15 protein-coding genes are annotated in these 18,094 nt (G+C 54.3%); 2 read left to right on the top strand and 13 right to left on the bottom strand.

Annotated elements, in window-relative coordinates; all coding sequences use genetic code 11:
* Nucleotides 1-137: 137 nt before the first annotated feature.
* On the top strand, nucleotides 138-2,048 hold the full coding sequence (locus HNR65_RS06940) for a bifunctional acetyl-CoA hydrolase/transferase family protein/GNAT family N-acetyltransferase (protein ID WP_181550746.1): 1,911 nt from the start codon (nucleotides 138-140) through the stop codon (nucleotides 2,046-2,048).
* On the opposite strand, the gene HNR65_RS06935 is transcribed toward HNR65_RS06940, so the two are convergent.
* The 9 genes from HNR65_RS06935 to HNR65_RS06895 all read right to left on the bottom strand — a co-directional run bounded on the left by HNR65_RS06935 (nucleotide 2,030) and on the right by HNR65_RS06895 (nucleotide 12,668).
* Nucleotides 2,030-3,553, bottom strand: coding sequence for an AMP-binding protein (locus HNR65_RS06935; RefSeq protein WP_181550745.1), 1,524 nt, complete (start codon nucleotides 3,551-3,553; stop codon nucleotides 2,030-2,032). The genes HNR65_RS06940 and HNR65_RS06935 overlap by 19 nt on opposite strands.
* A gap of 111 nt (nucleotides 3,554-3,664) precedes the next feature.
* Nucleotides 3,665-4,057 carry a universal stress protein gene (locus HNR65_RS06930; RefSeq protein WP_181550744.1) on the bottom strand — a complete coding sequence of 131 codons (393 nt, stop codon included), beginning with the start codon at nucleotides 4,055-4,057 and terminating at the stop codon, nucleotides 3,665-3,667.
* A 15-nt stretch (nucleotides 4,058-4,072) separates the two neighbouring features.
* Entirely contained in the window at nucleotides 4,073-4,891 is an 819-nt protein-coding gene (locus HNR65_RS06925) for an ABC transporter ATP-binding protein (protein WP_181550743.1), read from the bottom strand.
* A 92-nt stretch (nucleotides 4,892-4,983) separates the two neighbouring features.
* Nucleotides 4,984-6,210, bottom strand: a complete 1,227-nt coding sequence (locus HNR65_RS06920; RefSeq protein WP_181550742.1) for an ABC transporter substrate-binding protein — start codon at nucleotides 6,208-6,210, stop codon at nucleotides 4,984-4,986.
* A 69-nt stretch (nucleotides 6,211-6,279) separates the two neighbouring features.
* On the bottom strand, nucleotides 6,280-7,377 hold the full coding sequence (locus HNR65_RS06915) for a branched-chain amino acid ABC transporter permease (RefSeq protein WP_232364686.1): 1,098 nt from the start codon (nucleotides 7,375-7,377) through the stop codon (nucleotides 6,280-6,282).
* Nucleotides 7,378-8,271 (bottom strand): branched-chain amino acid ABC transporter permease, encoded by an 894-nt coding sequence (locus tag HNR65_RS06910; protein ID WP_181550741.1) that lies wholly within the window; start codon nucleotides 8,269-8,271, stop codon nucleotides 7,378-7,380.
* On the bottom strand, nucleotides 8,268-10,199 hold the full coding sequence (locus HNR65_RS06905; RefSeq protein WP_181550740.1) for an AMP-binding protein: 1,932 nt from the start codon (nucleotides 10,197-10,199) through the stop codon (nucleotides 8,268-8,270). Before HNR65_RS06905 ends, HNR65_RS06910 begins: the two co-directional genes overlap by 4 nt.
* A gap of 6 nt (nucleotides 10,200-10,205) precedes the next feature.
* A complete protein-coding gene (locus HNR65_RS06900) occupies nucleotides 10,206-10,967 on the bottom strand; it encodes an ABC transporter ATP-binding protein (RefSeq protein ID WP_181550739.1) in 762 nt (253 codons plus the stop codon).
* Between the two features lie 117 nt (nucleotides 10,968-11,084).
* Complete coding sequence (locus tag HNR65_RS06895) at nucleotides 11,085-12,668, bottom strand: PAS domain S-box protein (protein WP_181550738.1); 1,584 nt, start codon at nucleotides 12,666-12,668, stop codon at nucleotides 11,085-11,087.
* Nucleotides 12,669-12,855: 187 nt separating this feature from the next.
* Here HNR65_RS06895 and HNR65_RS06890 point away from each other — a divergent pair, with 187 nt between their 5' ends.
* Nucleotides 12,856-14,052 carry a M24 family metallopeptidase gene (locus HNR65_RS06890; protein WP_181550737.1) on the top strand — a complete coding sequence of 399 codons (1,197 nt, stop codon included), beginning with the start codon at nucleotides 12,856-12,858 and terminating at the stop codon, nucleotides 14,050-14,052.
* A gap of 70 nt (nucleotides 14,053-14,122) precedes the next feature.
* Here the strand turns inward: HNR65_RS06890 and HNR65_RS06885 are convergent, their stop codons facing one another.
* The 4 genes from HNR65_RS06885 to HNR65_RS06870 all read right to left on the bottom strand — a co-directional run bounded on the left by HNR65_RS06885 (nucleotide 14,123) and on the right by HNR65_RS06870 (nucleotide 18,091).
* A complete protein-coding gene (locus HNR65_RS06885; RefSeq protein WP_181550736.1) occupies nucleotides 14,123-15,826 on the bottom strand; it encodes an ABC transporter substrate-binding protein in 1,704 nt (567 codons plus the stop codon).
* Nucleotides 15,827-16,136: 310 nt separating this feature from the next.
* Nucleotides 16,137-16,436 carry a DUF2160 domain-containing protein gene (locus tag HNR65_RS06880; RefSeq protein WP_220128313.1) on the bottom strand — a complete coding sequence of 100 codons (300 nt, stop codon included), beginning with the start codon at nucleotides 16,434-16,436 and terminating at the stop codon, nucleotides 16,137-16,139.
* Between the two features lie 3 nt (nucleotides 16,437-16,439).
* The gene (locus HNR65_RS06875) at nucleotides 16,440-17,237 is read right to left on the bottom strand and encodes a carbohydrate ABC transporter permease (RefSeq protein ID WP_181550735.1); all 798 of its coding nucleotides are present in this window, start codon (nucleotides 17,235-17,237) and stop codon (nucleotides 16,440-16,442) included.
* On the bottom strand, nucleotides 17,234-18,091 hold the full coding sequence (locus HNR65_RS06870; RefSeq protein WP_181550734.1) for a carbohydrate ABC transporter permease: 858 nt from the start codon (nucleotides 18,089-18,091) through the stop codon (nucleotides 17,234-17,236). The genes HNR65_RS06875 and HNR65_RS06870 overlap by 4 nt, the downstream gene beginning before the upstream one ends.
* Between the last annotated feature and the right edge of the window lie 3 nt (nucleotides 18,092-18,094).

The raw sequence follows: 18,094 nt of genomic DNA, 5'->3' as shown, positions 1-18,094 counted from the left end.
AAGGATGATGATGAATTTTTTAAAAAACTGAAAACAAAGCGATTATGCCTTGACCCGGAGCCGGGTTTCTGGGAAAATCGATTTGAATTGAACCAGCATACCCCTGCCGGAAAGGAAACATAAGGAGAAATACCGAGATGGACCTGAAAGCATATTGTCCGGAGAAACTGCTTTCTTCTGAAAAAGCGGTGAAAAAAATCAAAAACGGCAGCCGGGTGTTTATCGGAACGGGCTGCGGCGAGCCCCAACAGCTGATCCGCTCCATGGTGGAAGATGAAAGCGTTCAGGACATCGTGGTCTATCAGATGCTGTCTTCAACGTTTTCCCAATATATTGATGATCCATATTTCACCTCCCGGTTTTCCCTGAAGCTTTTTTTCATCAGCCTCCACATGCGCCAGGCCGCTTTTGAAGGAAAGATCGACTATATTCCGGCCTATCTTTCCCAGATCCCGGAGCTGTTTAACACCCGGCAGATCGGTTTGGACGTGGCCTTAATCCAGGTCAGCCCGCCGGACCGATATGGATACTGCAGCCTGGGTATTTCCGTGGACATCACGGTTTCGGGCATGACCAACGCCCCCCTTGTTATCGCCCAGGTCAACCCCCGCATGCCGAGAACCTGGGGAGACGGGTTTGTCCATGTCGATGACATTGATTATCTGGTCCAGTTTGAAGAGCCCCTTGTCTCCGCCCTGCCTGAGGCCAAAAACAAGGAAATTGTCGAGCGGATCTCTCAGTATATCAACCAGCTCGTTGATGACGGCTCCACACTCCAGGTGGGCTTCGGCCATCTGCCCAATTTTATCCTGCCCCATTTAAACGGCAAAAAAGACCTCGGGATCCACACCCAGGTGATCACAGACGGATTTTTGCCCTTGTTTGAGCAGGGCGTGGTCACGAACAAGAAGAAAAACTATCTTCCCAACCGTGTGGTGGCTTCCCTGTGCATGGGATCGGATCAGCTTTACCAGTTCATGGACAACAACCCCATGTTTTATTTCCGGGTGGCCGATTTTGTCAACGACCCCAACATCATTGCCAAAAACGACCATTTGATCTCCATCAGTTCCGCCCTGGAAATCGATCTGACCGGGCAGATCTGCACGGACTCCAAGGGTTATATCTTCTACAGCGGCATCGGCGACCAGGTGGACTTTATCCGGGGCAGCAAAATGTCGAGAAACGGATTTTCCATCATTGCCCTGCCCTCCACGGCCCAGGGCGGCAAGGTATCTCGCATTGTGCCCCATCTAAGCGAGGGTGCCGGCGTGGCCACCACCCGCGGTGACGTGGATATCGTGGTCACGGAATACGGGATTGCCGAACTCCACGGCAAGGGCATCTACCAGCGGGTCATGGAACTGGCCCAGATCGCCCATCCCAAGTTCCGGGAATGGCTCATTGAAGAGGCCAAGAAGCGGCACTACATCTTCGGCGACCAAATTCCGCCCAGCAAGCAGGATCTGATGTTTCTGGAAGACTATAAGGATTACCTGGATCTGGAAAGCGGAAAAACCGTGGAATTCCGGCCACTTTTGCCATCGGATGAGTTTGCCACCCGCAATTTCTACTATTCGCTCCAGGAAAGCACGGTGTTTTACCGCTTTTTTTACCGCCGCAAGATCTTTTCCCGGGAAATGCTGCAAAAGCAGTGGGCCTCTGTGGACTATCACCAGAACATGACCATCATCGGCATGATCCAGCGGGGCAAGCACAGGGAAATCATTGCCATCGGCTCCTACGGCCAGATGGAAGATGAAGTGGCAGAGGTGGCTTTCGTGGTCAAGGAGGAATACCAGGGCCAGGGCATTGGCAGCTACATGCTGGCCCTGCTGGAAAAAATTGCCCGGGAAAACAAATACACCGCCTTTACCGCAACGGTCTTAAGCGAAAACAAGGCCATGGTCCATGTTTTTGAAAAACGCTATCCGCATGCCAAAATCAAGCGCGGATACTCCGGGGAGGTCGACATCCACATGCCCTTTGATTCCCCTGAAAACCAGGCCGGCAGAAAAAAGGACAAAAATCAGCCGGACCCGGAATAGCGGGCCTTGATTTTTTCCCGGTCCGGGCTGCCGTCTGATCTGACCGGAAAATCCGTGACCACTTCAACATAATGGGGTTTTTTGTAACGGGCAATGCGGCTGCCCACAAACCCGATGAGTTCCTCTGCCGCCAGACTGGCCCCGGGCTTGAGCCGGCACACGGCCTTGATCCCCTCTTTCCATTTGGGATCCGGCACGCCGAAAACCACCACCATATCCACTGCCGGATGCTCCAGAATCACCTTTTCCACTTCCGCCGGATAAACATTTTCGCCTCCGGGCTTGATCAGCTCTTTTTCCGCCATCCGGCCGGTATAAAACAAAAACCCGTTTTCATCAAAACGCCCCGTGTCTCCTGTATGATGCCATCCGTTCCGGAATGTATGCGCATTGTCTTCGGCCAGGTTCCAGTAGCCCTGAAACACCAGGGGGCCCCTGATGACAATCTCGCCGGATTCGCCCGGTGGAAGAAACCCGCCGGTGTCGTCCACTGTGCGCACATCTGCCAGCACCACCGGCTTTCCGGCTGATCCCGGAGCGTCGTTGTAAGGACCGATGGTGGCCAGCAATGAGGTTTCGGTCTGACCGTACATGCAGTAATAGATACCGCCTGTCATCTGCTGATACTGCTCGATGTCTTGGGCTGCGGCCAGGCCGACCACCGACCGGAGCGATGAAATGTCCCGGTTCTCCTCTGCTGCGGCCTTTAAAAACGATGAGAGGATCGGCGGAAAATCAAAGAACAGGGAGGCCCCAAACTCTTCTGTCAATCCTGCGGCCCTGCCTGCATCAAACCGGCTCATGTTCACATTCAGCGCGCCCGCCTGAAACGCGGCCACTGCCATGAAAAGACCGGCCACGTGAAACAGCGGCAGAAGGCTTAAGTGCACGTCCTTTTCAGACAAGGCAAAATAATAGTCCAGGTGAAGCCCGGCGCAAAGCAGGTTTTCATGGCTCAGCAGCGCTCCCCTGGGCCGGCCGGCCACCGCGGCTGTATGAATGATCACAAATCCGTCCCGGCTGCCGGTGTCGCCGGCCACAGCATTGTTTCCGCCCTCTGCAAGGGAAGACAGGTCTCCGAATGACCCGGCATCGGATTTTAAGTTGTAGCACTGCTGCAGCGAAGGCAGATCCATCAGGCGATCCTTGAGCATATCCTGGAACTCTGCATCCGCGAACATGAGCCTGGGCGAACAATCGTTTAAATTATAGCAGATCTCGTCTGCACTCAGCCGCCAGTTTATCGGAAGCACAACCGCCCCGGCAGCCGCCGCGGCACCAAAGAGCAGAAAAAACTCAATGCTGTTTTTTCCGAGTACCCCCAGCCGATCACCTCTTTCCACCCCCGCGGCTTTGAGTCCGGAGCAAAGTGCGTCAACACGGGTTTTTATATCCCGGAATGTGAACATCTCGCCGGTGTCAACCTCGTACCACGCCCCGGCATTCGGAAAGGCCGCGGCATTGCGTTTTATCTGATCGTAAAAAGTAAAATCATAGAGTCCCATGGTTTTTTCCTGTCCTGTGCCCCGAAATTGAATTGGCCCCCTGCCCCCTGCCTTCCGCCTTCCGCCCTCTGCCTTCCGCCCTCTGCCTTCTGCCTTCTGCCTTCTGCCCACTTACTTAACAGTGGTCACGGGGCACGGAGCCTTTAAAATAATAAACTGCGCGGTGGAGCCCAGAATGATCTTCTGGGTCCGGGATTTTTTCCTGACCCCCACGAATATCAGATCGATTTCGTTTTCCGCGGCAAAGCGCACCAAATCCTCGCCCGGGGTCATCCCCCGGGCAAGCTGATGGGTCTCGCATTCCACTCCCTTTTCCTTCATAAACCGCCCGGCCTCATTGAGGCTCTTGTCCACGCTGGCGATCTGCTCGAAGGTCTCGCTTGACCCGCCTTCCATGGAGGTGACAACCAAAACCCTGGCATTAAAAAACAGGGCATGTTCCCGGGCAAGGGACAGGGCATTGGCCGAGGCTTTTGTCCGGTTGTAGCCGACCAGTATTTTCATGAGATCTTTCCTTTTCTACATCCATCTTTTCCGCCGCTTGTAAGACTTGACCTCCTTGAATGATTTTCGTCCCCCCGCCCGGGTCAGGCCCATGTAAAACTCCTTTACATCCGGGTTTTGCTTCAGCTCCGCAGCCGGCCCCTCCAGCACGATCCTGCCGGTTTCCATGATATAGGCATACTGCGATATTTCCAGGGCGATCCTGGCGTTCTGCTCCACGAGCAGAATAGTGGTATTCAGATCCCTGTTGATGGCGGCAATGTTTTCAAAAATCTCTTTTACCAGAAGCGGGGCCAGGCCAAGGGACGGCTCGTCGAGCATCAGCACCTTGGGGGCGGCCATCAGGGCTCTTGCAATCACGATCATCTGCTGCTCTCCGCCGGAACAATAGCCTGCAAGCCTGTTGGGAATGTTGGCCAGACGGGGAAAATGCCGGTACATCAGTTCATGGTCTTCACGGATTTTCTGCTGGCCGTCTTTGCGGGTCACCGAACCCACCCAGATGTTTTCATCCACGGTCAGATGCTTGAAAACTCGGCGCTCCTCGGGCACCATCACCGCTCCCTGCCTTACCACGTAGGTTCCCAGAACGTTTGTGATATCCCGGCCCCTGAACCTGATATAGCCGTCGCGGATGTATCCGTTTTCAGGCTTGAGCAGCCCGCTGATGGCCCGCAGCGTGGTCGTCTTGCCAGCGCCGTTGGTGCCCAGAAGCGATACAATGCCGCCTTCGGCCACCTTCAGGCTCACGCCCCTTAAAACCTGAACAATATCGTTGTATACAACCTCGATATTGTTGACTTCCAGCAGATGGCCGTCCTGTTTTGTTTCCATGGAAATTTAAACCCGCAATTCAGATGTTTTCCCCTATACCCGCCGCTGCACCTGCCATGGTGCAGCGGCGGGCCGGGGACAAAGAATTGAGCCTACTTGATTTTTTCTGCGTATTCAGAGATAAACGGTTTTCCCTCTGCCCGAAACGCCCCGTCACGGACAACATAGAGCTGCAGGGTGTCAACTCCCTGGTGATCGTCTTTGGAATATGTAACCGGCCCCACGGTGGTAACCGGGTAAAAGGCGTTCATGCCGTTCATCTCCAGCAGTTCCTGATAAAGATTTTCCTTGTTGATCTCATTTCCCCTGGCCTTGGCCCGCCGGATCACCTCTGTTGTGACCTGGGCGACCATGATCCCGTTTGCATAGTTGTGTGAATTGCTCGTCTTCTCGTCCCGGCCGTACCTTTGGGCAAGTTCAAGCTGGGCCTCGGCACCTGCTCCGGGTTCGGATGTCACGATATAAGAAGTTGTCCAGTAAAAATTTTCAGCCGCATCCCCGGCCAGGGCGATCAAGTCGTTGCCGCCTGTGTAATGGGCGCCGAGAAAGGTCATCTTCCCTTCTTCTCCAAAGCTTTCTGCAACCTGTCCGAGGTTGCCTGCACCCTTGAGCATTGTTGCCACCGGCGACTGAACCGTCTGGCTTATTACATACTCAACGCCCTTGCTTCTCCACCTCTGGATCATAGCCGTGACATCCAGATCCTGACCGTGTTCAACCGTTTCAACGAGTTCTATATCCAGACCCGCTTCAATGGCTTTCTCAATGTCTTTGACAGGCTCTCTTCCAAAAGCGGATGGATGGACATACATGGCCACCTTTGGGGTGCCGCCTTCATGGTGGTCCACCACATATTCGGCAAGGCCGATGTTTTGCGCGGAATATGACGCAATGGGCAGGAAAATGTAATCCGAACCCTCTATGTTGCCGGCATGAAACGAGGCCGGAAGTGTGGGCATTTTCACTTCGTCAAAATCGCGCTTCAGCGCCAGGGTGCTGCCGGTGGAATAATTGAGATAAAACACAATGCCCATATCCAGAAATTCTTCAAAGTTTCGCTTGGTGATGGCTGTCTCATACTTGTCATCCCGGATCGTGCACTCGATTGTATCGTCTCCCAGCAGGTTCATGTCATTGACATACCGGAAATAATCTTCCGCTCCCTTTGAATAGGGATTTCCCGCATCAGATGTCGGGCCTGTGATGGCAAGGGACAGCGCTGTTTTGTAAACCTCTCCGGCCATGGAAGACCCGGGTGCGGCCAGCATCAGGGCCGCGGCTGCAACAACCAACCATATGCTGATTTTTTTGGTTTTCATTTCCCCCTCCTTGATTTGACTTGTTTAAACGGCTCCGGGCAAAAGCCCCGCAAGCCAGACGGCCGCAGATCAGTATCGAAACGGCCAAAGCTTTATATAAGAACGTATGATCCGCCACCAGTTGGCGATACCGCGCGGCTCGAAGATGAGAAACAAGACAATGACCAAACCGAAGCTCAGGGGCCGCAGTCCGGTGGCCAGGTCCAGCGATGAGGGCAGAATCCCTCCGGCCCATTGCGCAAGGGATTCCACCTGAAGATCCAGAATCCGGATTGCCGCCGGCCCGAAGATGCATCCTGTGAGCTGTCCCAGGCCGCCCACGATTGTCATGGCCAGATACTGAATGGACTCATGGAGGGTAAAGGTCTCAAAACCCGCACCCCGGTTGAGATAGGCCTGCAGGGCGCCTGCCATTCCGGCGAAAAACCCCGCCAGACCGAATGCAAAAACCTTTGTCAATCCGGGATGCATGCCCATGGCATCGGCTGCGCGGTCATTGTCGCGCACAGCCACCAGGCTGCGTCCGTATCGGGTGCGCAAAATGTTGCGAACCCCCAAACCGGAAACAACCACGGTAACCAGAAGCGCATAATACCAGAACATGTAATGCTGAGAACGGCCCACCTCGCCTGAAAACCAGTGCACACGGCCCACATACATGAACTGCCCCTGGTTGAACAATTCCATGGACCCGATGATCCACTGAAATATCAACTGAAAGGACAGCGTGGCCATAAGCAGGTACAAATGCCGCAACCGCAGGGCCGGAAGGCCGACGATCAAACCCATGGCCGCCCCCATGAGTCCGGATAAAAGAATCATCAGGGGCCAGGCATGGGTGATGAGCACATGCTGATCTCCGATAACCCCGGCAACAGAGGCCACCGTATACGCGCCCACCCCCATGAAGGCCGCGTGGCCCACTGAAATCTGACCGGCAAACCCTGTGACCAGATTCAGGCCGTAGACCGCAATAACGGCGATCAGAATATTGTCAATCACCAGCATGTGCTTGGTGGAAAGTTCGATGAAATAAGGCCATGAAAACAAAACAACCAGAAAGAGCGCAAACATCAGACGGTCGGTATGGGTGGCAAAAATCCGCTGCTCCTGCCGGTAAGCGGTAAAATAATTGCCTGTGGCCATCCAGCGATTTGCTGACATCATCTACACCCGTTCAATTTCGTGTGTACCAAACAAGCCGTGGGGCTTGAACAAAAGGATCACCAGCAGCACAATATAGGGCAGAAGGCTTGCGGTGCCGCTCAGCCCCCAGTTACCGTCAAGATACCCGCTTGCAAACTGCTGGATCAGGCCCATGATGATTCCTGCGGCCACGGCGCCCGGAAGGGAATCCAGCCCTCCGAGTATAACAACCGGAAACACGATGATCCCGAAGGCATGCAGCGTATCAAAGTTAAGGCCCACGATATTGCCAAGAATTCCGCCGGCCGCCGCGGCTGTCAGGCCTGCGGTGGCCCATGCCAGGCCAAACACCCTGGGCACGGAAATGCCGATGGACATGGATGCCATCTGGTCATCGGAGACCGCGCGCATGGAAATGCCCACAGTGGACTTCCTGAAAAACCAGGAGAACACCCCGATGAGCAAAAACGTGATCAAAACCCCCGCAAGCTGGGTATAAGAAATATAGATCCCCTGGAAAACAATGGGCTGAGAAGGCAGAAACGATGGAAAGGAAAGATTTTCAGATCCAAACGGGGTGAGATAAATAACGCCGTCGATAATCGACATCAGGCCGATGGTCACCATGATCACCGAGATGATCGGTTCTCCGATCAGGCGGCGCAGAAAGATTCTCTCCACGCTCATGGCCAGGAAAAACGTCAGTATCATGCTCAGCACAAATGAAATATAAATGGGTATGTGGCAATAAACCGTGAGCGTGTATGTGATGTACGCCCCTGCTGCGATGAGCTGGCCGTGGGCGAGGTTGAGCACCCGGGAAGACTTGTAGATGAGCACAAATCCGATGGCCGCCAGGGCATAGATTGAGCCCACCACAATTCCGCTGACAACGAGCTGGAAAAAATAAGTCATGAGGTTTGTTCCATTGTATAAAATGCCAGTTTGGTTTTCACTGTGGCAGTCTGCCCGTCCTGGTATTGGTAAAAGGCCTCGACCTGCTTTTCGGAAACAGAGGCGTCATAGAGGGCCTCATAAAGATCGCGGTATTTTTCCCGGACAAACTGCCTGCGGATCTTTCCGGTTTTTGTCAGTTCCCCGTCATCGACGTCGAGCAGCTTATACAGGATGGCAAACCGGTGAATCCGGAAATGGGCCTGTTCAGCATTTCCATTGATTCTGGCGATTTCCCTGTAAACCAGGTCGGCCACCTCCGGCTTTGCCGAAAGATCCATGAAGGTGGAAAACGATATTCCTCGGTCTTCGGCCCACTTGCCCACCACTATGGGATCGATGTTGATCAAAGCCGACACGTAGTCCTGCTGATTGCCGAAAATTACGGCTTCCTTGATATAAGGGCTGAACTTGAGTCGATTTTCAAGAAACATGGGGCTAAACATCTCGCCCCGGCTGTTGTGCATAACATCAGAGACCCGGTCTATGACCACCAGGTGACCGTTTTCGTTGATATATCCCGCATCCCCGGAATGCAGCCATCCGTCGGGTTCTATGAGTTCAGCGGTTTTTTCCGGTGCCTTGTAATAGCCTTTTGTCACAGAGGCGGACCTGGAAAGAATCTCGCCCTGATCCGATATCATGCACTCTGTGCCGGGAAGGGGCTTGCCCACTGTTTCCGGATGCACCCCGCCGTCTCTGTGCACGTAGGCGATGCCGGTGATCTCGGTCTGGCCGTAGATCTGTTTGAGGTTGACGCCGATGGCCTGGTAAAAGGTGAAAAGCTCCGGACCCAGGGCCGCCCCACCGGTGTAGGCCCGCCGCAGGCGGCTGAGCCCGATCTGGTTGACCAGCGGGCGAAACATCAAAACACTGCCCAGCCAGGAAAGAACGCCCAGGACCTGGGGCTTGCTGCGGCCGGTCATCCGGTAGTGAGCCGCCTTCTCCCCGATTTTCATGAAAAAATTGTAGCATAGCTTATTAAAACGGTAAGACTCGTCGATCTTGAGCCAGATCTGCGACCGAATGGTTTCATATATGCGCGGGGCGCCGAACATGAAATGGGGACCGATTTCCTTTAAATCCGCCATTGCGGTTTCAACCGATTCCGGAAAATTAATGGCAATGCCCGTTGCCATGGCCACCCCGAAGGAATTCATCTGCTCGCCGATCCATGCAAAGGGCAGAAAGGAAACATATTCGTCTGTGGGCTCCAGGGGGTCCACCTCTGTGAGCCGCAAGCCCATGTTGATATAATTGCGGTGGGTCATCATAGCCCCCTTGGGCAGGCCCGTGGTCCCGGAGGTCAGGCAAAGATGGCAGACCTCATCGGCGCTGCCTTCGTCCACCATGGTTTCAAAGCACCCGGGGTCGTTTTGATGTGCCCGGTCGCCGAGTGCGTAGAGGTCGTCTATGGACATAAACCATTTATCGGATCTGTAGCCGCGCATGCCCCTGGGATCTTCGTATATCACCCTTTTTACATTCGGAATGCGTTCACGGATCTCCAAAACCTTATCAACCTGCTCCTGGTCCGAGCAGAAAACCACGCTGATCTCAAGATAGTCGATAATCTGTGCGATCTCGTCGGGAAGGGTGGTCTGGTAGATGCCCGCGGATATCCCGCCTGCGGCCTGGGCCCCAATGGCCACGAAAAGCACCTCAGGGATGTTGTCGCAAATCAGGGCGATCTTGTCCTGCCGGCCGAAACCGATCTCCTTTAACCCCAGCGACGCCCTGCGGGTATAATCGTAGTATTCGTTCCAGGTGTAGGGAATCCAGCGGCCGAAATCCTTTTCCCTGAGTGCGGTTTTATTGCCGCTGGTTTTCACCCGCCACCGCAGAAGCTGGGGGATGCTGTATTCAAGAAGATGGTCCCTGTTTTCCATACCTGTCTACTCTTCCCCGATATAGGCCTCGACAACCCTGGGATTGGAGGCGATCTGATCCGCATTTCCCAATCCGATCACTTCGCCGAAATCCAGCACATAGATTTGATCCGAAATATCCATGACCACGCCAAGGTCATGCTCGACAATAACCACGGTTATTTCCCACTCCTTTTTGATGTCGAAAATAAAGCGCACCATGTCTTCTTTTTCCTCGACATTCATGCCCGCCATGGGCTCGTCGAGCAAAATCACTTCCGGCTCCAGGGTAAGGGCCCGGGCCACTTCGACTCTTTTCTGCACCCCGTAGCTCAGATTGCCAACGGTCTGTTTCCGGTAAGGCTCAAGCTCCATGAAATCGATGACGCTTTCCACGTTTTCCCGGTTTTCCGCTTCAACTCTGGCGGCTTTTCCAAAGAAGAAAACAGCGTGCAAAAGATTATAGGAAAGATCCTTGTGGCGGGCCAGCATGAGGTTGTCGAGCACGGACAGTCCGCCAAACAGCTCAAGGTTCTGGAAAGCACGCGATATTCCGAGCTTTGACACATGGTGCGGCGCCAGTTTCGTCAAACGCCGGTCCTTGTAATGAATCTCGCCGCTGGTGGGATGGTAAAATCCGGATATGCAGTTTAACAGGCTGGTTTTGCCCGCACCGTTGGGCCCGATAACAGAGGTGATCAGACCGGGCTGGATTTCCAGGTTCACGGAAGAAAGGGCGTGGAGACCGCCAAAGGTGAGCGTTACATCAGATACGATTAAATTCGGCATACAATTCTCTTAAATGAGAGTGTGGGAGAAATGATGCGCTGTCTGGTTATAATATTGAGACCGTGGGGAGACAAAGTCAATTAGAGAGAATAGCAGTAAAATAGCGGGTTATACCCGCTATTGTTCAAGGGAAAGCAAATGGGCGCGAAGGTTTATCTTCTTGTTTTTTATATCCAATTTGGTTCTGATATTGTGCCGGTGAAACAATATGGTGTTTTTGGAAACCAAAAGCACTTCTGCAATCTCGTCATTGGTTTTGCCCGCCTTGATCAGATCGGCCACGCGGATCTCCATGGGCGTGAAATTTCCGGTTCGGCCGGCCAGTCTGTGGATAAACGGGGATACGATATTGTCCAGGTTTGTCTCCAGGATCTGCAAAAGCGTTTTCTGGCGCGTATCCAGACGTGTATTCATGATTTTTTCCAGGTAGGGATGAACGAGTTGCTCCACGTTTCTGCGCACCATTTCGCTAAGCCCACGCTGGTCGCGCTCATGCTGGTTTAAAAGAACCCGCAGGGCGGTATTGACCTCCTCGAGATGATGTGACTGGGCGCGCAGGTCTTTTTGATTTTGCTGCAGGCAATGTTCAGCCCGCTTGCGCTCCTCGATTTCCTGCTCAAGGGCCCTGTTGGAGCCTTCGAGTTCTGCCGTGCGCTCTGCCACCAGTTTTTCGAGCTGGTCGCGGTAATGTTGCAGCTTTCTTTCCGCCTGCTTTTGCGCACTGATATCGCGCAGGATCACGATGTTGCCCGCCGGCCTGCCGTCTGCGCCCGTATACAGGGTGGAAGAAATCTGAACATCCAGCACCCGGCCGTCTCGGGTCAGGCGCCGGGTTTCAAAAAGATTGATGGTCTGGCCGGAAAGCATCCTTTCAATGGCCTGCCGGGTTTCGGCCCGGCTTTCCTCGGGCACGAAATCGATGCGTTTGCCCAGCAGTTCCTTTCGCGACAGCCCGAAGGTGGTTTCAAAAGCCGGGTTGACATAAGTGGCAATACCTTTCATGTCATAGACCACAATTGGATCCGGTGATGATTCCAAAAGGGTGCGGTACCGGGTTTCGCTTTCCCGCAAAACCGCCTCGGCCCGGTTTCGCTCGGCCAGTTCCCGGCGCACGTCAGCGTACAGCCGGGCCTTTTGAAGCGCGATCAGTGCCAGGGCGCCAAATCGCTCCAGCACGCTCACATCCTCTTTTGTAAAACAGCGTCCTTTTTCCACATGGGCAAGACCGATCACACCCGCCACTTCCGTATCCGACTTCAGGGGAATACCGACAATGGAACGCAGTTGGTCGAGTTTCTTCTCCGGTATCCGGCCGGGCCAAACCTGGTAGTCATCAACGAGCAAAACCGCTTCGGTTTCCCATACCCGGCCGCCCAGACCCTGGCCCCGGACCACCTGCCGGCCCAGCTCGCCCCTGAAAAACCCCTTTCCCATCCGCATGTGCATGTGTCGGGTACCGGGCTCGCGCAGATAAATAAAGCCGTGCTCGGTGCCGGTCAGAGATGAAGCCCGATCCAGAATATTTTCCAGAAGTTCTTCTTTGTCAATCTTGGCAATCAAGCCAAGGGAGGTTTCATGCAGGGCCTCAAGGTAAGCTTTTTGATCCTGAAATGCCGACTCGGCACTCCGGCAGCGCTCGGCTTCCCGGCTTAATTCCTGCATCTGATGTTCCATCTGCTCATAGGTCGGTTTTGGGCTCATGGACGCCGCCTGAACGGGATGTTGAAGAAAGGATCATATCTTTTTAAATAGATATTAACAGGTTATCCATGACTGTGCAACTTTTTTGGTGCGCAAAAACCGCAAACCGGCTTGACAGGCCGGACCGGCAGTGACATGGATAAACAAAAAGCTGTGTAAATCCCTTACAAAAAGAAAGGCGTTGCTTATGGATTTCGGCCCCTCCACCCCGCCGGAAGAACTACACGCCCGTGTGCGAAAACTTCAGCAGCACCTGCAGGAAAAACAACTCCAGGGCGCCCTGATACTGCAGAAGGCCGATCTGTTTTACTTCAGCGGAACCATCCAGCAGGCCCATCTCTTTATTCCGGCTGAAGGCGAGGCCGTGCTCATGGTCAGAAAGGATATTGAGCGCGCCAGGGCGGAATCGGCCCTCAGCCAGGTTGTTTCCCTTTCCAGCCCCAAACAGATACCCGAGATCCTGGGCCGGCACGGCATTGATCGCCCGGCAAGACTTGGCATGGAGCTCGATGTTTTGCCGGCAAACCTGTATTTCAATTTCATCCGGCTGTTTGAAAACGCCGAAATCACGGATATCAGCACCGCCATCCGGATGATCCGCGCGGTGAAATCAGACTATGAAATCGATAAAATCCGCACCGCCGCCCGGTTTTCCGACCGCCTGGCGGCCTGTGTGCCCGATCTGTTAAAGGAAGGCATACCGGAGGTGGAACTGGCCGGCCGAATCGAGGCCGAAGCCAGAAAAATGGGACACCAGGGTATTGTACGCATGCGGCTGTGGGGGGCCGAACTGTTTTACGGCCACGTCATGGCCGGGTCTGCGGCTGCCGTGCCGAGCTATCTGTCTTCGCCAACCGGCGGTGCCGGGGTCAACGCATATGTGGCTCAGGGAGCGGGCATGCGGCCCGTGGGCAGAAACGAGCCCGTGCTTGTGGACATGGTTTTTGCATTTGAGGGCTACAATTCCGATCACGCCCGGATTTATTCCATCGGCGAACTTCCCGCCGACCTGACGGCCGCCCATCAGGTGATGCGCGATATCCAGGAGGCTGTGAAAAAAGCCGCCCTGCCGGGCACAGCCGCGGGCGATCTTTACGAACTGGCCCTGAACATGGCTGAAGACAAGGGCCTGGGCGACTGTTTCATGGGCACGGGTGCCCAGCGCATCCGGTTTGTAGGCCACGGTATCGGCCTGGAGCTGGATGAATTTCCGTTTCTTGCCCGGGGGCAGAAACTGGCCCTGGAACCCGGGATGATCATTGCCCTGGAGCCCAAGGTCATTTTCCCGGAAAAAGGCGTGGTGGGAATTGAAAACACCCATGTGGTCACCCAAAACGGACTGGAACAGCTCGGCGAATATCCGGAAGAGATTACTGTCATATGAACAAAAGAGGGCCCGGCTTAAAGCCGGGCCCTCTTTTCAGACAGATTGCTTTGCTACAGGTTTCTTCAGCTTACTGCCCTTTCCACTGTTTTAACATTTCATCATAATCCATGGTTTTGGGCTCTTCATCCGGCCGCTCGGGCTTGGGCGCCCCGGGCTGGGACAGCCAGTATTCCCGGTCTTTTTTGGGATTGAGCTTCGGGGAATACTTGGGCATTTTCAGCCGGCCCATGAGCTCGTCCATCTTGTAGGCCAGATCATCCATAGCCTTCTGGGGAGTGGCATCCCCGGTGGTGACCAGGGATATGTGCTTCCACCACTGCTCTGCCAGAAGCGGATAATGGGGCACATTGGGACCGGTGTCTGTCCACATGTGCTCCACGGGCGACTTGTAAAAGGTCACAATACCGCCGTAGGTGCCCTTTTTCTCCTCTTCTGCAAGGTAATCGGAAAACACCGTGGATTTGCGAACCGGAGTCCGGCCCACAATAAACTTTTTCAGGCTCACGGTCTTGGACACGCAGAACTGTGCCCACAGCCAGGCCGCGGCCCGGTCGTCGCCTTTAACGCTGTTTTTGAGAATCGTCCAGGATCCGGCATCCTGATAACCCACTTTCATGCCCTCGTCCCAGTACTTGCCGTGGGGCGTGGGTGCCACCCGCCACAGAGGCTTGCCAGTGGCGTCGGTGACCGGGCTCTGATCCGAGTTAAATGCCGGATCCGACAGCCAGGTAATATACTGAAAAATCCGCTGGGCAACATTGCCCCGGGAAGGCGTTGGGCCGGCCTCGGACCAGGTCATGGAGCCGGCATCCGGTGGTGCATACTTGTCCATCCATTCAACATATTTGGTTGTGGCATACACCGCAGCCGGGCCGTTGGCCGCACCGCCGCGCTCCACAGAGGCGCCCACGGGAATGCGGTCCTCAACCCGGATGCCCCATTCGTCAACCGGCATTCCATTGGGAAGGCCCTTGTCCCCGGCTCCGGCGATGGAAAGCCAGGCGTCTGTAAACCGCCAGCCCAGAGAAGGCGATTTTTTGCCATAATCCATATGGCCGTAGACTGTCTGCCCGTCGATTTCCCGGCCCGTGAAAAACTCGGCAATATCCTCATATGCCGCCCAGTTCACCGGCACCCCGAGCTCATAGCCATATTCTTCCTTAAAGGCCTTTTTCAGCTCCGGATCGGTGAACCAGTCGTAGCGGAACCAGTACAGGTTGGCAAACTGCTGATCCGGCAGCTGAAGCTGGTTTCCGTCATAATCCTGACCAAACTCCAGATTTAAAAAATCGTCGAGATCCAGCATGGGATTGGTGACATCCTTGCCCTCGCCCTTGATGTACTCGCTAAAGTTCAGGGCGCTGTCAAGGCGCAGGTGCGTGCCGATGAGATCCGCATCATTGACGTAGATATCATAGAGCTTGCGGTTGGTCTGGATCTGGCGCTGGACCCGGTCGACCACCTCGCCTTCTCCGATGATGTCATGGGTGACCTTGATGCCCGTGATTTCCTCAAACGCCTGGGCCAGCACCTTGGCTTCCCATTTGTGGGTGTTGATGCCTTCGGCCACCGAGGTGATCTTCATTCCCTTGTATGGCTCGGCGGCTTTGGCAAACCATTCCAGCTCCTTTCTCTGCTCTTTTTTGGAAAGCACCGAGGGCTGGAAGACCTCAATCCACTTGTCGATGGTATCGGCCTGTGCCGCGGCCGGCAGCAGGAAAGCCAGCGCTGTGAGCATCAGTACGATTTTTGCCGTCCATGCTCGATACATGTCCCCCTCCTTGTAAAATGTTGGCGTTTACAATCTTTGATGGCGCCGTAAAAGTCCAATATCTGCGTTACGCGCAATTTCTCAGAATTTCACGTACGGCTAAACGGTGCCATCCTCTTTTGCAACAGCGTTTTTTTACCGCCGATATCACCTCCTTTTACAATGAGCGTCAATCCGGTACAAAAACTCCGGGATTTCCAGGTTTGCCGCATCTACTGTGTCATCCGATATCTCGCATAGCTGACTATCGCTCGACATCGGCTTCCTTGTAGCTGCGGCAAACTTGAAAATCGCTCAATTCAGATTCAATTTATCCCCACCGGCCCTCAGCGGCAAACCAGGCAAGCGAGATGGCCAGGGGAATCCACAAGGCCGTATCCCCCGCGATGCCAAGCCAGATCAGAAATACGGCGATCAGGGAGATAATCCCGATAAAAAACCGGTCGCCCCGTGTTGTACGGATGGGAAGAAAGCCTTTTCTGGGCACGGACGGAGCAATCCCGTCCCAGATACCCATAAACGCGATGGCCGCAAACAGGCCGCCGAGGGCCAGCCCGCTCTGCCAGGTCCAGTACATCCATGAGGTATTGACGGCAATCCAGTCCACCATTTGCTATACCCTCCCCAGGGCAAACCCTTTGGCGATATAATTGCGCACGAAATAAACCACAATGGCCCCGGGCACCATGGTCAGCACCCCGGCCGCGGCCAGCAGGCCCCAGCGCACCCCTTCTGCGCCGATGCCCACGGTCAGCGTCACCACCACGGGCTTGGCATCGGTAATGGTCAGGGCCTTGGCCAGAATCAGCTCAATCCAGGAAAAGGTAAAACAGAAAAACGCTGCCACGCCCACGCCCGGTGCGATAAGGGGAAAAAATATTTTGCCGAAAAACCGGGGGAAGCTGTAGCCGTCGATCAGGGCGGTTTCATCAATTTCTCTGGGAATCCCCGACATGAAGCCTTCCAGTATCCAGATGGCCAGGGGAATGTTAAACAGGCAGTGGGCCAGGGCCACGGCCAGGTGGGTGTCATAGATGTGCAGGGTGTAGTACAGCTCGGTAAACGGGACCATAAATACCGCGGCCGGTGCCATTCGGTTGGTCAGAAGCCAGAAAAACAGGTGATGCGAGCCCCGAAACTTCCACCTGGAAAATGCATAGGCCGCGGGAATGGCGGCAATAAGGCTGATCACCACATTTAAGCATACATAGATGAGCGAATTCATGAAACTGCTGCGCCACAAGGGAGAAGTGAAAATCTCCGCATAATTTTTAAACGTCAGGTCTTTGGGAATCAGGGTCAGCTCTTTTAAAATCTCGTTGTCTGTCTTCAGTGATGTATTGATCATCCAGTAGATGGGGATAAACAGAACCACCAGATAGCAGATCAGAAAAATATAGCGCTTCTTCATTGATTTTCTCCTTTGCCGATATGGGTCATCAGCTGAAAGAAGACATAGCTGAAGACAATGACAATGAAGAGATAGATAAACGATGAGGCCCCGGCATACCCGAGCTGATAGGATTCTGCCTTTCGGGCCACGTGCAGGCTCAAAAATGTGGTGGCATCCCCGGGTCCGCCGCCGGTGAGCAGAAGGGGTTCGGCATAGATCTTAAACGAATCCATAAACCGCAGCAAAACCCCGATGATCAAAACCGAGCGCAGCTTGGGCAGGGTCACGTAGCGAAACATCTTCCACGAAGATGCCCCGTCAATCCGGGCAGCCTGATAAAAGGCATCGGGTATGGCCTGCAGCCCGGCATAGCAAAGCAGGGCCACCAAAGGGGTCCAGTGCCAGACATCGAGTAGAAAAATGGTGGCAAAGGCATCCAGCGGGTACTTGGACACGTTGAAATCATAATTGACCAGGGCCAGAAATTCCGGAATCAGGCCCACCGAGGACTGGGTGAGCACCCGGGCGATAATGCCCACCACATTAAACGGGATCAAAAGGGGAATGCCTAGCAAAACCAGACACAGGGCCACGGCCGGTCCCCTTCTGGGCATGGAAAGGGCAATACAGATGCCCAGGGGCACTTCCACGGCCAGAATGCCCATACTGAAAAAAAGCTGCCGGATCAGTGCGCCCTGGAAAGCCGGATCCCGGAGCACCTCGATATAATTGTCAAATCCCACAAATGTCGGCGCGGATCCCGCAAAGATGTAGTGCAGGGAGTAATTGATCACGGTCATCAGGGGGATAAAGGCACTGATGGACAGAATTGCCAGTGCGGGAATCAGAAACAGCCAGCCTCTGTTTTTCATTGC

Origin of the sequence: Desulfosalsimonas propionicica, from assembly GCF_013761005.1 — a bacterium.
Classification (GTDB): domain Bacteria; phylum Desulfobacterota; class Desulfobacteria; order Desulfobacterales; family Desulfosalsimonadaceae; genus Desulfosalsimonas; species Desulfosalsimonas propionicica.
Note: the sequence above shows the minus strand (reverse complement) of the source record. Positions and strands in the feature narration are given on the sequence as shown.